Source organism: Chryseobacterium vrystaatense, assembly GCF_000737765.1.
GTDB classification, from domain to species: Bacteria; Bacteroidota; Bacteroidia; order Flavobacteriales; family Weeksellaceae; genus Chryseobacterium; species Chryseobacterium vrystaatense.
Map to the genome: position 1 here is coordinate 1099512 of NZ_JPRI01000001.1, position 14856 is coordinate 1114367.

Genomic DNA, 14856 nt, shown 5'->3' on the forward strand with positions numbered 1-14856 from the left:
GGACAATTGCTTTTTGTACTACATTTGAAACTTAAAATTTTAGAAAATTATAAACCATGAGAAAATTATTTTTGCTGTTGTTGATGGTAATTACAACAACAGCTTTTGCACAGAATCAAATTAATTTCGAATCAGGAAACTTTGATTTCTTAAAAGATCAAACCGAGGTCAATGTTCAATTGAAATTTGATCATGCTGTTTATCAGGAGAAAAATTTTACCGAAGCACAGTATATTGAAAACAGAGAAAAGGATATTACAGCAAAAAAGAATGAAGAAGTTTGGAAAAACTGGATATTTCAATGGGAAAATTTTAAGAAGTCAGAATATGTAGAGTATTTCTTTAAAGGGATCAATAGTAAATCAAAAAAAATAATTTTTAAAAATGATGTAAAGGCTAAATATACATTAATTATTGATGCAAAATGGATCTATGCAGGATGGTATGGCGGAATGATAGGTTCACAGGAGGCGAAATTAACTTCGGAGTTAACCTTTGTGGAAACTGATAATCCTTCGAAAGTAGTGATGAGGTTACAGGCCGATAAAATTCAGGGAAAAAAGATGAATAAAGATTTTTCCTGGGAATATGGTAGAATTGCCGCAGCTTATGAAATCACAGGAAAGAAGTTGGGGACAGAAATCAAAAAAGCTATTAAATAAAACAAAAGCGGTCTGAAACTCAGACCGCTTTTTTTATGATTGTTCCTGCTGTTTTTCCAGCTTAATAAGATTCGCAAGGTTTTTAATAACAGTATCATGTTTCTTTACAAAAGGATTGTCTTTATTCCAGACATATCCTGCGAGTACAGCACATATTTTTCTCTTTACATCTTCATTTTCAGGTCTGTGAAAGAACAACTCCTGAAGATTTCCCGTATACCATTCCTTCACATAAGTAGTGAAAACATCCACCCCATAAAGGATATAATCGGTGTAATCTTTCTGCCAGTCGATTTTCTCGCCATTAAGCTGTCTCAGAGCTAATTTTGCGGCAAGCATTCCTGATTCTGTCGCGAAGGCCATTCCCGATGAGAAAACCGGGTCAAGGAACTCAGAAGCATTCCCGGTAAGCGCATATCCGTCACCGAAGAGTTGTTTTACGGAACATGAGTAATCTTTCAAATGCCTTGGTTCAAAAAGGAAATCTACATTGCCGAAACGTTTTACATAATAATCAGATAGAGAAATGGCTTTTCGTAAAGCTTCTGCAGCATCTCCATTTTCAGATAACTGATCGATATAATCGGTAGGCCCCACAATTCCAACGCTTGTATTTCCATTGGAGAAAGGAATAACCCAAAGCCATACTTCAGTTTCAATAATGTCAAAAGAAATCAAAGTTCCTTCTTCCCCTTCCTCTCTGTTGACGTCTTCTACATGAGAAAAAATAGCGGAGTGAGGAGATAGTTTTGAAGGTTTTTCAAGATCAAGAAGTCGCGGCAAAACTCTTCCGTAACCGCTTGAATCGATTACAAACCTGGAATGTATTTCTTTGGTTTCACCGTCTTTAGATTTTACAGTTGTGATAGAGTCTGTGCCGTTGAATTGAATATCAATAACTTCGGTCTCAAATTCCAGGTCAATACCTTTGTTGATCACTTCCTGGGCCAAAGTATTATCAAAATCAGCTCTTGGAACCTGCCAGGTCCAGTCCCAGCCTTCTCCAAACTTGTCGCTGAAATCAAAAATGCAAACCTCATCACCCCGTAAAAAACGGGCTCCCAGTTTTTTTTCAAAGCCCATTTTATCCAAAGCAGGAAAAAGCCCGGCCTCGTCAAAATGATCCATTACTCTGGGAATTAAGCTCTCACCTACTACAAGTCTTGGGAATTTTGTCTTTTCAACAACTTTTACGTTGACATTGTTCTTCTTTAAGTATGAAGAAGATACGCATCCGGAAGGTCCAGCCCCGATTACGAGAACATCAACAAATTCTTTGCTCATCTTGATTTTTTATTTTAATAATAACTTCTATCTTTGCCGCAAAATTAGTGACAATTAATTAATATTTTACAAAATTAGCAACTATTACTTTTAATTGATGAAAATAAGCAACTTTTTAGAACTGAAGGATTTTCAAAAAATTATCATTGAGAATGAAAAAATCGAACTGGACGGGCCACTTTTAGAGAGAGTAGAAACGAGTTTTCAGTTTTTGAAGGAGTTTTCACGAAATAAAGTAATATATGGTGTGAATACCGGTTTTGGGCCGATGGCTCAGTTTAAGATCAGTGATGAGGACACGCATCAGCTTCAGTATAACCTTATTAGAAGCCATTCTTCAGGGATTGGAAACCCATTGCCTGCTCAGGAGGTAAAAGCCTGTATGCTGGCAAGACTCAATACACTTTCGCTTGGTAATTCCGGAGTTCACCAATCTGTAGTTCATTTACTTAAAGAATTGATCAACAGAGATATTACACCTTTGATCTTCGAGCACGGAGGAGTGGGAGCAAGTGGAGATTTGGTCCAGCTTGCCCACCTTGCTTTGGTATTAATCGGAGAAGGGGAAGTTTTTTACAAAGGCGAAAGAAAGCTCACAAAAGAAGTTTTTGAAGCAGAAGGATTAGAGCCGATCAAAGTAGAAATCCGTGAAGGACTTGCTTTGATGAACGGAACTTCTGTGATGTCTGGGATAGGTATTGTCAATGCCTATAAGGCCAATCAGTTGACTGATATTTCTATCAGGCTTTCCTGTGCGATCAATGAGATTGTTCAGGCTTATGATGACCATCTTTCAGAGGCCTTGAACGGCACCAAAAGGCATTATGGTCAGCAGAAAGTAGCAGAAAGAATGCGTGCGCATTTAGCAGACAGCAAATTGATCAGAAAAAGAGAAGACCATCTTTATACGCACTTTGAAGAACAGGAAAAAGTATTTAAGGAAAAAGTTCAGGAATATTATTCTTTACGATGTGTTCCGCAGATCTTAGGTCCTGTTTTAGATACTTTGCAGTATACTGAAAATGTTCTTGAAAATGAGATCAATTCAGCGAATGACAACCCGATTATCAATGTAGAGGATAAACATGTGTACCACGGTGGAAATTTCCATGGAGATTATATTTCGCTTGAAATGGATAAACTTAAAATCGTTGTTACCAAACTTACGATGCTTGCTGAAAGACAGTTGAACTATCTTTTGAATGCAAAGATCAATGAAATCTTGCCTCCTTTCGTAAATTTAGGTAAATTAGGGTTTAATTTTGGAATGCAGGGTGTTCAGTTTACGGCAACATCAACTACAGCAGAAAGTCAGATGCTTTCGAATTCCATGTATGTACACAGTATACCTAATAATAATGATAATCAGGATATTGTGAGCATGGGAACCAACGCTGCAGTGATCTGCAGAAAAGTGATTGAGAATGCATTTGAAGTATTGGCGATTGAAGCTATTACCATCATTCAGGCTGTAGAATATCTTGGTTTTCAGGATAAAGTTTCGTCTTCTACTAAAGAACTGTATGACGAAATAAGAAAGATCATTCCTGCTTTCTCAGATGATATGGTGATGTATCCGTATCTGGAGGAAGTAAAGAAATATTTAAAGGCAATGTAATTATTACCATTGATTAATTGTCTTACCTTAAGAATTAAAAATTAGCTTAAAAAAACTAACTAAACACTAACACATGAAATGTGCAATTATAACAGGCGGCTCCAGGGGAATTGGAAGAGCGGTCTGTATAAAACTGGCAGAAGAAAAAAACTATCATATACTCATCAACTACGCTTCAAATGAAGCAGCAGCAAAGGAAACTTTGGCTAAAGTACAGGAACTGGGTGCTACAGGAGAAATTTTGAAGTTTGATGTAGCCAGTGCAGAAGAAAGCCTGAATGTTCTTACGGAATGGCAGGACAGAAATCCTGATGCGATCGTTGAGGTGATTGTAAATAATGCCGGGATTACAAGAGACGGATTATTCATGTGGATGCAGAGTGAAGATTGGAACAGCGTGATCAATACAAGTCTTAACGGCTTTTTCAATGTAACTAATTTCTTTATCCAAAAACTCCTGCGTAATAAATACGGAAGAATTATCAACATGGTCTCTGTTTCCGGAGTGAAAGGAACGGCAGGCCAAACCAATTACTCAGCAGCAAAAGGAGCTTTGGTAGGAGTTACAAAAGCCCTGGCTCAGGAAGTTGCCAAAAGAAATATCACCGTAAATGCGGTAGCTCCGGGATTTATCAGAACTGATATGACCCAGGATTTCAATGAAGATGAGCTTAAAGCTATGATCCCTGCCAACAGATTTGGAGAAGCGGAAGAAGTAGCTGATCTGGTGGCATTTTTAGCTTCAAAGAAGGCTTCCTATATTACCGGTGAGATTGTGAATATCAACGGAGGAATCTACTCTTAAATAATATAACAGGATAGCAATATACCAGCGTAATAGTGTTGTTGTCATCTCATTTGGATTGCTGCATTGTTAAACGGATATTGGTAAATTAACAGAAAAATGGAAAATAGGGTTGTAATTACCGGAATGGGAATTTATTCTTGCATCGGGACCTCTTTGGAAGAAGTCAAAGAATCCCTATATCAAGGAAAGTCCGGTATTGCTTTGGTACAGGACAGAAAAGAATTCGGATTCAGATCTGGTCTTACAGGTGTAGTGCCGAAACCGGACCTGAAAAACCTACTCAACAGACGCCAGCGGATAAGCATGGGCGAGGAAAGTGAATATGCCTACCTTGCAACAAGTGATGCCCTTAGACAGGCTGGAATAGACCAGGATTTTCTGGATGCTCATGAAGTAGGAATTCTGTACGGAAACGACAGTGTTTCTCAGGCAGTCGTGGAATCTATCGATATTGCCAGAGAAAAGAAAGATACGACATTGATGGGGTCGGGAGCGATCTTCAAATCAATGAATTCTACGGTAACGATGAATCTTTCAACGATTTTTAAGCTGAAAGGAATTAACCTTACCATCAGTGCAGCATGTGCCAGCGGTTCTCATTCTTTAGGATTGGCATATATGATGATTATGAATGGTTTTCAGGATATGATTATTTGTGGAGGTGCTCAGGAAACCAATAAATATTCAATGGCAAGTTTTGACGGACTGGGTGTTTTCTCGGTGAGAGAAGATGAGCCTACAAAAGCGTCAAGACCTTTTGATTCAGGAAGAGACGGATTGATCCCAAGTGGAGGAGCGGCCAGTCTTATTGTGGAGAGTTTAGAGTCTGCACAGAGAAGAGGGGCAACTGTTCTTGCAGAGATTGTTGGATATGGTTTTTCTTCAAATGGCGGACATATTTCCACACCTAATGTGGACGGACCTGCGATGGCGATGGACAGAGCGCTGAAACAGTCTGGATTAAAAGCAGAAGATATCGATTATATCAATGCTCATGCGACTTCTACACCCATCGGAGATGCCAATGAAGCCAAAGCAATCTATGAAATTTTCGGAAGCGAAGTTCCGGTAAGTTCTACCAAGTCCATGACTGGGCATGAATGCTGGATGGCAGGAGCTAGTGAAGTAGTTTACTCCATTCTGATGATGCAGAATGATTTCGTTGCACCAAACATCAATCTGGAAAACCCTGACGATGAGGCAAAAAAGATAAATTTAGTATCAAAAACGAAAAATCAAAAAATTGACGTATTTTTGTCAAATTCTTTCGGATTTGGGGGAACCAACTCCGCATTAATAGTAAAAAAATTTGATTAAAAACATGGAAAGGGAAAAAATTGTTGACATCGTTAATGATTTCTTAGTAAACGAATTCGAAGTAGATGGGGATGAAATCAGTAATGACGCCAACCTGAAAAAAACGCTGGGGCTGGACAGCCTGGACTATATTGATATGGTCGTAGTGATCGAATCTAATTTTGGAGTGAAATTAGGAGAAGCAGATTTTAAAAAGATGGTCACGTTTGATGACTTCTACACGACTATTGAAAATAAAATCACAGAGAAAAACGCATAGCTATCGATTGAATATTTATTCTTTTAATAATGTAACAATAAAACAGTGTACCAGTGCAACAATAACTTCAACGGAAATTGTTACACTGGTATATTGATAAATGGACCCGTTAAAATATGAACAAGTGGAAAGGTAAATCTAAAGGAACCATTACAGGATATAAGATATTCGTCTGGTGTATTAGAAATATCGGGATTAGAAGTTCGTATTTTGTACTGTATTTTGTCGCTTCCTATTATTTTTTATTCCTAAAAAAAAGCAACCGATATATCTTTTACTATTTTCAGAAAAGACTTGATTATGGATACTGGAAAGCAAAATCCTCCGTATTCAAAAGCTATTTTACTTTTGGAAAAGTCCTGATTGATAAAACCGCTATTTCTGCCGGACTGAGGGAGAAATATACTTATGAGTTTGACGGGATTGAAAATCTTAGAAATCTTTTAGCCGAAAAAAGAGGAGGTGTTTTGATCAGTGCCCATATTGGGAATTTTGAAATTGCGGAACATTTCTTTGCAGATATTGATTTTGACTGCCAGATCAATCTGGTTACCACAGATCAGGAAGTGACGGTGATTAAAGAATATCTGGAAAGTGTTTCAGTAAAACAGAGCAATATCAAATTCATATACGTGAAGGATGATATGTCGCATATTTTCGAGATCAATCAGGCACTCTCAAATAATGAACTGATCTGTTTTACGGGAGACCGTTATTTCGAAGGTTCAAAATATCTTGAAGCTGATCTGCTGGGGAAAAGTGCAAAATTTCCGGCTGGACCGTTCCTTATTGCTTCCCGTCTTGGTGTTCCCGTAGTTTACGTGTATGTGATGAAAGAAAAAAATCTGCATTATCACTTATATGCAAGAGTCGCTAAAAATATTAAAAACCGTGATTCTCAAGGACTTCTCAATTCTTATGTCGAGAACCTGGAATCGATGATCGTAAAATATCCTCTTCAATGGTTCAATTATTTTGATTTTTGGGATGATATTGATTAATTTTTCTAATTTTATCCCAGAAAACTAATAATAATTCAGAATTAAAAACGATTAGAGAATTTGATCTATTTTAAACCTTACCTTGTAGCAACTCTTTGTTGATATTTGTTGTATCTGGTTTAATCTTACAATAATTCAACAATCATACAAAAACACAGCTTTTCTCCTTTTGAAAAAAGAATACGACATACTTGTGATCGGCAGTGGATTGGGAGGTCTTGTTTCGGCTCTAATTTTAGCGAAAGAAGGTCTGAAAGTCTGTGTCCTGGAAAAAAATAATCAGTATGGCGGAAACCTGCAGACTTTTTCAAGGGACAAACTGATCTTTGATACAGGAGTCCATTATCTGGGAGGACTTTCCCAAGGACAGAATCTTCACCGTTTTTTCTCCTATCTTGAAATTATGGATGAGCTGGAACTCCAGCAAATGAATGAGGACGGATACGACAGGATTTCTTTTGGAGATGAAGGTGTAGAATATCCTCATGCTCAGGGCTATGATAACTTTGTTGAACAGCTCGTTGCCTATTTCCCCGAGGAAAAACAAAATTTAGAAAGCTACTGCGAAGAGATCCAGTACGTCTGTGCACAGTTTCCGAGGTACCAGGTCATCGGGAAAGACAACTATAATGAAGAGATTCTCCACCTCAATACCAAAAGATTCATAGAATCTGTTACTCAGGATAAAAAATTGCAGGCTGTATTGCTCGGTTCTAATTTTTTATATGGAGGAGATTCGGAAAATATACCCTTTTATGTGCATGCCCTTACGGTGAATTCCTATATCCAGAGCGCGTACAAATGTGTAAAAGGCGGAAGCCAGATCACAAAACTGTTGATCAAAAAGCTACGCCAGTATGGAGCAGAAGTACATAAGCATTCTGAAGTGTCTGAATTTGTTTTTAATGAACATAATGTGCTTTCTTCCGTGAAAACGAAAACGGGGAAAGAGTATTCGGCGAAGAAGTTTATTTCCAATATAGAAATACGCTGTGCCATGAAGCTGATCGGGGAAGAAAGGCTGAGGAAATCTTTTTTGAACAGAGTATTGAGCTGGGAGCCGGTTTCATCATGTTTCAGTGTATATCTGGTTTTAAAACCGCAGTCTTTTCCCAACTTTAATTATAATATTTATCACTATTCATCTGATGAAATGGTTTGGAATGCATTCCGGTACAAGAAAGACCGCTGGCCGGAAACATATATGCTTTCTTCTACACCTTCAAAACATCATCCCGAGTTTGCAGAAAGTCTTACCGCGATATCCTATATGGATTTTGATGAGGTTAAATCGTGGGAAAAAACGGTAAATACCGTTGCTGAAGAATATGAAAGAGGGATGAAATACGAAGAGTTTAAGCTGGAAAAGGCAGAAAAAATGATCACTGCTTTAGAAAAGAGGATACCTAACCTCAGACATTTTATCAAAAGTATTTATACTTCATCACCGCTTTCTTACAGGGATTATATCGGCAGTTTTGAAGGAAATATGTACGGATATATGAAAAATTCTGATAACCCTCTTAAAACAATGGTTTCTCCACGCACAAAGACCGACAATCTTTTCCTGACAGGACAGTCTGTGAATATGCATGGAATTCTTGGGGTAACCATCGGAGCATTCAACACCTGTGCTGAAATCCTGGGAAAAGACCTTATTGATAAGCGGCTGAAACAAATGACCAATAAGAATGAAAAAAAATAACAGGCTCGCTGCGGCATTATGGGGAATTCAGTTGTTCCTTATTCTCTTCCTTGTTTCGTGTGGTGTTTCAAAATCTGTTCATCATATTCCCGATATCAGTCAGTATAGTCTGGAAACTCCTCAGGTAAATAAGATCAACGATTCTACATTCAGCTATAAACAGAATTATTTAACCAAAAATAAACAGCAGCTTTGGGAGCTTTACATCAAAGGAAACCCTTTACAGCTTGGATATAATAACGGAGCTTTGACGCAAAGTCTGATGCAGAAACAGGAAGAAATTTTCTTTTCAAAAGTGGAAGGTTTTGTTCCTTCGAAATTTAAACAGAAGCTTCTTCGTGGATTTTTAAAGTGGTACAACCGTAAAATGTATCTGAATGTAAGAGAAGACTATCAGGCAGAACTGTACGGGCTGTCACAGTACTCCTCAGATAAATATGATTTTATAGCCCCTAAGTATCTTAGAAACTTATATCTTCACGGAGCACACGACATTGGACACGCTATGCAGGACCTTGCTATGGTTGGCTGTACTTCACTGGCGGTGTGGAATGAAAATACTGAAGACGGACAGATGCTGATCGGAAGAAATTTTGATTTTTATGTCGGTGATGATTTTGCTAAAAATAAACTTATTGAATTTATAGAGCCGGAAGATGGAATTCCATACATGTCTGTAAGCTGGCCGGGAATGACCGGCGTAGTTTCCGGAATGAATAAAGATGGAATTACCGTGACAATCAATGCCGGGAAATCTAAAATTCCTCTGACTGCGAAAACACCAATCTCTTTGGTGACAAGGGAAATTCTGCAGTATGCTAAAAATATTGACGATGCAATTGTGATTGCCAAAAAGAGAAAAGTTTTCGTTTCAGAATCTATTCTTGTAGGAAGTGCCCGGGATAAGAATGCCGTGATCATTGAAGTATCACCTAAAAATTTTGGAGTATACAGGGTTGAAAATACCGGTAGGGTTTTATGCACCAATCATTTCCAGTCTGAAGCTTATAAAGACGATAAAAGAAATCAAAAACATATCATAGAAAGCCATTCCGAATACCGGTACGAAAAGCTCCAGGAGCTTTTGCAGAAAAATAAAAAACTGAATCCTGAAAAGATGGCGGCTATTTTAAGAGACAAATCAGGTTTAAAAGATCGGAAGATTGGCTACGGAAATGAAAAAGCGATTAATCAGCTGCTGGCTCACCATGCGGTTATATTTTCCCCTGAAAAAAGACTGGTCTGGGTTTCTTCCAATCCTTATCAGCTGGGAGAATTTGTATGCTATGATCTCAATGAGATTTTTTCCGGTAAAAAAGCAGAAGAAACCTTACAGGCAAAAACAACATTGAATATTAGCCGTGATCCATTTGTTGATTCTAAGGAATTCGAAAACTATGAGATGTATAAATTGTTGGGCGAGGAAATAAGTGATGCCACAGACAGTAAAGACATACTTCTTACAGATGATTTTATACCTTGGTATCAGTCTATGAATCCTGATCTCTGGCTCGTTTATTATGAAGCCGGCAAATACTATTTCAGTAAAAAGGAATTTGAAAAAGCTAAAACAGAGTTTGAAAAAGCTCTGACTAAAGAAATTACCACCGTTCCGGACAGGCAGAATGTAGAAAAATACCTGAAAAAAACTTTAAAAAAATTAAAATGATCCCAAAACATATAAAATTCCTGTTCTGTATTCCTTTTATCATCATTATAGCTTATACGGCATATCTTCTTTCCAGATACAGTTCTATTCCGGATATTATCCATATTCCAGGCTATGGTGGGAAAAATGACGGATTTGGAAGTAAATTATTTCTTTTTGTTCCCATTGTATTAAATCTCGCTATTTTGGCTTTTATATGGTTAATCATAAGGAAACCGGACAAAATTAAATTTACTTTTGAAGGGAAAGAAGAGGATCAGGAGAAAACGTATGCTCAGTACCAGTTGGTTTTGATCATTCTTGCCCTATTTGTAACCTTGATTATGAGTCCGTTATCCTTTTCAGATGTTGTTTTTAAATGATATCTTTAACTGAGTCAGTTAAGACGGCTAAGGGAGTCGTATAATTCTCGATTTGACTTAAAATTCTGTGTCAAATAATTAGACTTATTTGATAATTTCATATGTAAAAGAGCTTTTTTGGTTGATGTGATGTAAATGTTTTTCATGTTTAGGTAAAAATAATGTAACATTTTGTTGTTTTTGCTACTAACTGGTGAATAATCCAAATCAACATCCAATAAAAAGTATAAATATGAAAAGAATTCGACTTAGTGTTAAGTTTTTATTACTTTCTTCTTTTTTCGGTTTTAGTCTGTTATCTGCCCAAAAATATGAGCAGATTATAAAAGATTACGTTAATTCCGAAAAGAAATTTCAAAGGATAAATCCTGAACTGAAAGCATTTAGCATCGTTAACGTTGACCCTTCGCAAAGTTTAAATGGAGACATTGTAGGAATCCAGCAGACCATTAATGGGGTTCCTGTTTTTGGGAGCTCAGCCAATGTTCTGATCAGAGAAAATAAAGTATTGAGCTTTGCAGATACTTTTATTCAAACCTACCCGTCTGTTGTAAAAGGTAAACAAACTGCAGGTAAGGAAGGGCTGATAGCAGAAGCCGTAAAGAAATTTAACGGACGGCCAACGGTTAAAAACAGTGAAGGAAAAGAAGAACCTTTAAAAACCAAGCTGGTTTATTTCGCAAAAGGCGGTGAACTGATCCTGGGATATCACTTACGTATAGAAGAACAAAGCAGCAGTAATGTGTGGAGCGTGATTATCAGTACTGATAACGGCTCTGTTCTGTATCAGGAAAATACAACGCTTTCCTGCAGTTTTCATTCTGACTCCTATGAACATTTAGCAGACCCGCATGCTGATGCTCCAATGTATCTTGAATCTTCTGCTGAATTGAAAGATGCAAAAAACAAAAATTTTGTTTTGGTTCCTGACAATGCTTCTTATAATGTATTTGCATTTCCTGTAGAAGCTCCGACCTTTGGAGCCAGAACACTTCTTGCAAATCCGTGGGATTTAGTAGCTTCGCCCGAAGGATGGCATTCTGATGGAACTAATAATTATACGATCACAAGAGGAAATAATGCATTTGCTTATACTGATGAGGCCAATACAAATACCGCGCAGTTTTCTCCTGACGGAGGAGCAACAAGGACTTTTGATTTCCCGCTGGATATTACTCTTTCTCAGCAAAGTTATACATCTGCTGCAGTGACCAATCTATTTTATACATCAAACAAGATGCATGATGTATTCTATAAATTTGGATTCACAGAGTCGGCAAGAAACTATCAAACGAATAATTTCGGAAAAGGAGGAGCCGGTGATGATCCTGTTTTGGCAGAATCAAGGGATGGCAGTGGGCTGAATAACGCGAACTTTGCTCCGGGAGCAGACGGAACCAGCGGAAGGATGCAGATGTTCCTTTTTGTACCCAATGGAGCAAGATATCTTTATTATAATTCCCCTACAAGCTATGTCTCCAGAACTCCTGTAGCGGCAACAGCCAATTTTGGACCTCAGCTGATCGGAAGCCCTGCGGTAACCGGTGATCTTGCACTTTCCGTACCTGCAGATGCCTGTACAGCAGTTGCTGCCGGAAGCTTAACAGGTAAAATTGCTGTTATTACTGCAGCAGGACCTGCAAACTGCGGTTTTGCCCTTAAGACTAAAAACCTTCAGAATGCCGGAGCAATAGGTGTTATCCAATATCATCCAAACAGTAACCAGCCTGTAGGTATGGGAGGAACAGATAATACCATCACAATTCCTACGATCATGGTAGGAAAGTCAGAAGGAGAATTCTTAGTCGGTGAATTAACTAATGGAGTGGCCAGTAACGCTACATTAAGAACTGATGCCGTTTATAAAGACGCAAGTTTAGATAACGGAATTATAGCACACGAATATGGACATGGAATTTCTAACCGTCTTACTGGCACAGGAAGCAGTTGTTTGGCATATTCCACGTCCAATGAGCAAATGGGTGAGGGATGGTCTGATTTCTTTGCCATGATGGTCACTAACAGACCCGGAGATAATGCATCGGTTCCAAGAGGAATAGGAAGTTTTACTTCTGGAGAGGGTATCAACGGAGCTGGTATAAGACCGGCCAGATATTCTCCTGACTTTGCTGTGAATAACTATACCTACGGAAGAACGAATGGAATGAAAGTAAACGGCAGTATATTTGGAATTGCAATTACGGTACCTGATGTTCACAGTATTGGTTTTATCTGGGCAAGTATGCTATGGGATCTTAACTGGAAATATGTAGATAAATATGGCTATAACAGCAATGTCCTGGCAGATCCGAACAGTGGAAGTGCGAGAGTTTTACAGCTGGTAATGGATGCCCTGAAATTGCAGCCATGTAACCCGACCTTTGTACAGGGAAGAGATGCTATTTTAGCAGCAGATCAGGCAAAGACAAACGGTGAAAACAAATGTATGATCTGGAAGGTTTTTGCTAAAAGAGGGCTCGGTGTTAATGCTGCTCCCGGAGGACTTAACGGATTGTTTATCGGGGCTAATCAGCCGGCACCTGACTTAAGCGATCAGGTGGAAGATTTCACAATTCCTGCAGAATGTGGTGTTCTGGCAGTAAATGAAGCTTCTTCCAATTCAAAAGGTATATCCATCTATCCAAATCCGGTGAAAACTGAATTTACCATAAAGACGCCTTCAGGAATAGATCTTTCAGGAATTACTACGGTTTCCATTTATGATTTTACCGGGAAGCTGGTTTCTTCAGAAAAAATCAATCTCAACAAACAGACGACAGTGAATGTAAATACACTGTTGAACGGAGCCTATATGGTGAAGATCACCGGTAATGCCATTGATTACAGCCAGAAAATAATTGTTTCAAAATAAAAAGTAGAATTATAATTAGATGAAGTCCTGAAGTTATGCTTCAGGGCTTTTTTGTTTTAAATGTTAGAAATAATTGTAGGGAATAGTTACTTTAACTTGCTTCCGGAACTTCATTTCTTATCCTAATTATTTTCAGGATTCAGTTTGCTTAGAAAAAGAAAGGTAGCGATTCCGCAAAAAGCAGACATCGAAGTAGCCAGAATAGCACTGCCTATTACGTATTGAAGGAGATTATTTTTGATAAGTTCAAAATTGAGTTCACTGCTCAGGATATTGCTGTCGCCGTGTACAAAAGGAGAACCTAAAAATAAACAGGCAGCAATAATAAAAGGAATAAAAGGAGGAAGACTCACATTAGATGCAACAAATGCTAATACTTTGTTCAGCTTAAAGAGGACCGACAGTGAGATAACGAGAAGCGTGTGAAATCCCCAGAAAGGAGAAAACCCTATAAACACCCCAAGCGCTACAGAAAAAGCTTTGGTACGGTTACTGCCGTCGCTTTCCAGCACATCTTCCTTTATGAACCTTTTAAAACTTTTTTTTTTGAAATTATTCACGAAATTTCTCGGAATAATATAAAGCAGAGTGATGGTTACCAAAATAGTATTCAGAATACTGATCCGGGTAAAGTCTTTGAAAGGTCTGAAGTGAGAAACTCTTTCTGCAGGATCATATAAAACTTTTATCGGAACATTCTTTACCGGAACATGTCTCCACGCCGTTCTTACAATGATCTCGATTTCAAATTCAAATTTTGGGGTAAAATATTTCTTTGGAATTTTCAGTAATGGATACAGTCTGTAACCGGATTGGGTATCTTCCAGTTTTATCCCCGTCTCGAACCAAAACCAGAAATTGGAAAACCTGTTTCCGAAACTGCTCTTTTTAGGAATTCCGTCCTGTGACATGTTACGGTTTCCAATTAGAAGGACGTCTTCCTTTTCATGCAGCAGAGCTTCTACAAACACAGGAATGTCATCAGGATAATGCTGTCCGTCCGAATCGATGGTGATCGCATAATGGTATCCGAGTTCTTTTGCCTTTCTGAATCCTATTTTCAGCCCGTTTCCTTTTCCTTTGTTCTCCAGTAAAGATATAACCGTTATATCGGGATATTGTGCCAGTATGTGGGCTGTAGAATCCGTAGAACCGTCATTGACCGCAATAATGTTTCCGGTGTAATCCAAAACACCGTCTATCACTCTTTTCAGAGTTTTTTCATTGTTGTAGGTAGGTATTAAAATACAGATCTTTTGGTAAGCAACTGCATTTCGTACTTCGGACAGGGTCATTGTT

Annotated in this window: 12 protein-coding genes; 10 read left to right on the top strand and 2 right to left on the bottom strand. The window is 38.1% G+C overall.

Annotated elements, in window-relative coordinates:
* Positions 1-56 precede the first annotated feature (56 nt).
* Positions 57-662: a hypothetical protein gene (locus tag IW16_RS25600; RefSeq protein WP_051889922.1), complete on the top strand. Its 606-nt coding sequence runs from the start codon at positions 57-59 to the stop codon at positions 660-662.
* Positions 663-695: 33 nt separating this feature from the next.
* On the opposite strand, the gene IW16_RS05080 is transcribed toward IW16_RS25600, so the two are convergent.
* Positions 696-1946 carry an NAD(P)/FAD-dependent oxidoreductase gene (locus IW16_RS05080; protein ID WP_034740311.1) on the bottom strand — a complete coding sequence of 417 codons (1251 nt, stop codon included), beginning with the start codon at positions 1944-1946 and terminating at the stop codon, positions 696-698.
* Between the two features lie 97 nt (positions 1947-2043).
* Here IW16_RS05080 and IW16_RS05085 point away from each other — a divergent pair, with 97 nt between their 5' ends.
* The 9 genes from IW16_RS05085 (at position 2044) to IW16_RS05125 (ending at position 13557) form a co-directional block, all read left to right on the top strand.
* Positions 2044-3564, top strand: coding sequence for an HAL/PAL/TAL family ammonia-lyase (locus IW16_RS05085; RefSeq protein WP_034740313.1), 1521 nt, complete (start codon positions 2044-2046; stop codon positions 3562-3564).
* A 73-nt stretch (positions 3565-3637) separates the two neighbouring features.
* A complete protein-coding gene (fabG, locus tag IW16_RS05090) occupies positions 3638-4369 on the top strand; it encodes a 3-oxoacyl-ACP reductase FabG (protein ID WP_034740315.1) in 732 nt (243 codons plus the stop codon).
* Positions 4370-4468: 99 nt separating this feature from the next.
* On the top strand, positions 4469-5689 hold the full coding sequence (locus tag IW16_RS05095) for a beta-ketoacyl-[acyl-carrier-protein] synthase family protein (protein WP_034740317.1): 1221 nt from the start codon (positions 4469-4471) through the stop codon (positions 5687-5689).
* Between the two features lie 4 nt (positions 5690-5693).
* Positions 5694-5948 carry an acyl carrier protein gene (locus tag IW16_RS05100; protein ID WP_034740593.1) on the top strand — a complete coding sequence of 85 codons (255 nt, stop codon included), beginning with the start codon at positions 5694-5696 and terminating at the stop codon, positions 5946-5948.
* A gap of 116 nt (positions 5949-6064) precedes the next feature.
* Positions 6065-6949: an LpxL/LpxP family acyltransferase gene (locus IW16_RS05105; RefSeq protein WP_034740319.1), complete on the top strand. Its 885-nt coding sequence runs from the start codon at positions 6065-6067 to the stop codon at positions 6947-6949.
* Positions 6950-7118: 169 nt separating this feature from the next.
* Positions 7119-8654: a phytoene desaturase family protein gene (locus IW16_RS05110; protein ID WP_034740321.1), complete on the top strand. Its 1536-nt coding sequence runs from the start codon at positions 7119-7121 to the stop codon at positions 8652-8654.
* The gene (locus tag IW16_RS05115; RefSeq protein ID WP_084694496.1) at positions 8641-10323 is read left to right on the top strand and encodes a C45 family autoproteolytic acyltransferase/hydolase; all 1683 of its coding nucleotides are present in this window, start codon (positions 8641-8643) and stop codon (positions 10321-10323) included. The genes IW16_RS05110 and IW16_RS05115 overlap by 14 nt, the downstream gene beginning before the upstream one ends.
* Entirely contained in the window at positions 10320-10685 is a 366-nt protein-coding gene (locus IW16_RS05120) for a hypothetical protein (RefSeq protein WP_034740324.1), read from the top strand. Before IW16_RS05115 ends, IW16_RS05120 begins: the two co-directional genes overlap by 4 nt.
* 232 nt (positions 10686-10917) lie before the next feature.
* Complete coding sequence (locus IW16_RS05125) at positions 10918-13557, top strand: T9SS-dependent M36 family metallopeptidase (protein WP_228376904.1); 2640 nt, start codon at positions 10918-10920, stop codon at positions 13555-13557.
* 122 nt (positions 13558-13679) lie between these two features.
* Here the strand turns inward: IW16_RS05125 and IW16_RS05130 are convergent, their stop codons facing one another.
* The gene (locus IW16_RS05130) at positions 13680-14852 is read right to left on the bottom strand and encodes a DUF2062 domain-containing protein (RefSeq protein ID WP_034740326.1); all 1173 of its coding nucleotides are present in this window, start codon (positions 14850-14852) and stop codon (positions 13680-13682) included.
* Positions 14853-14856 lie beyond the last annotated feature (4 nt).

What these genes read in the sequence shown, in the direction of transcription:
- IW16_RS25600 (WP_051889922.1), top strand. Translation starts at nt 57, where the DNA reads ATGAGAAAATTATTTTTGCTGTTGTTGATGGTAATTACAACAACAGCT.
- IW16_RS05080 (WP_034740311.1), bottom strand. Translation starts at nt 1,946, where the DNA reads ATGAGCAAAGAATTTGTTGATGTTCTCGTAATCGGGGCTGGACCTTCC.
- IW16_RS05085 (WP_034740313.1), top strand. Translation starts at nt 2,044, where the DNA reads ATGAAAATAAGCAACTTTTTAGAACTGAAGGATTTTCAAAAAATTATC.
- fabG (WP_034740315.1), top strand. Translation starts at nt 3,638, where the DNA reads ATGAAATGTGCAATTATAACAGGCGGCTCCAGGGGAATTGGAAGAGCG.
- IW16_RS05095 (WP_034740317.1), top strand. Translation starts at nt 4,469, where the DNA reads ATGGAAAATAGGGTTGTAATTACCGGAATGGGAATTTATTCTTGCATC.
- IW16_RS05100 (WP_034740593.1), top strand. Translation starts at nt 5,694, where the DNA reads ATGGAAAGGGAAAAAATTGTTGACATCGTTAATGATTTCTTAGTAAAC.
- IW16_RS05105 (WP_034740319.1), top strand. Translation starts at nt 6,065, where the DNA reads ATGAACAAGTGGAAAGGTAAATCTAAAGGAACCATTACAGGATATAAG.
- IW16_RS05115 (WP_084694496.1), top strand. Translation starts at nt 8,641, where the DNA reads ATGAAAAAAAATAACAGGCTCGCTGCGGCATTATGGGGAATTCAGTTG.
- IW16_RS05120 (WP_034740324.1), top strand. Translation starts at nt 10,320, where the DNA reads ATGATCCCAAAACATATAAAATTCCTGTTCTGTATTCCTTTTATCATC.
- IW16_RS05125 (WP_228376904.1), top strand. Translation starts at nt 10,918, where the DNA reads ATGAAAAGAATTCGACTTAGTGTTAAGTTTTTATTACTTTCTTCTTTT.
- IW16_RS05130 (WP_034740326.1), bottom strand. Translation starts at nt 14,852, where the DNA reads ATGACCCTGTCCGAAGTACGAAATGCAGTTGCTTACCAAAAGATCTGT.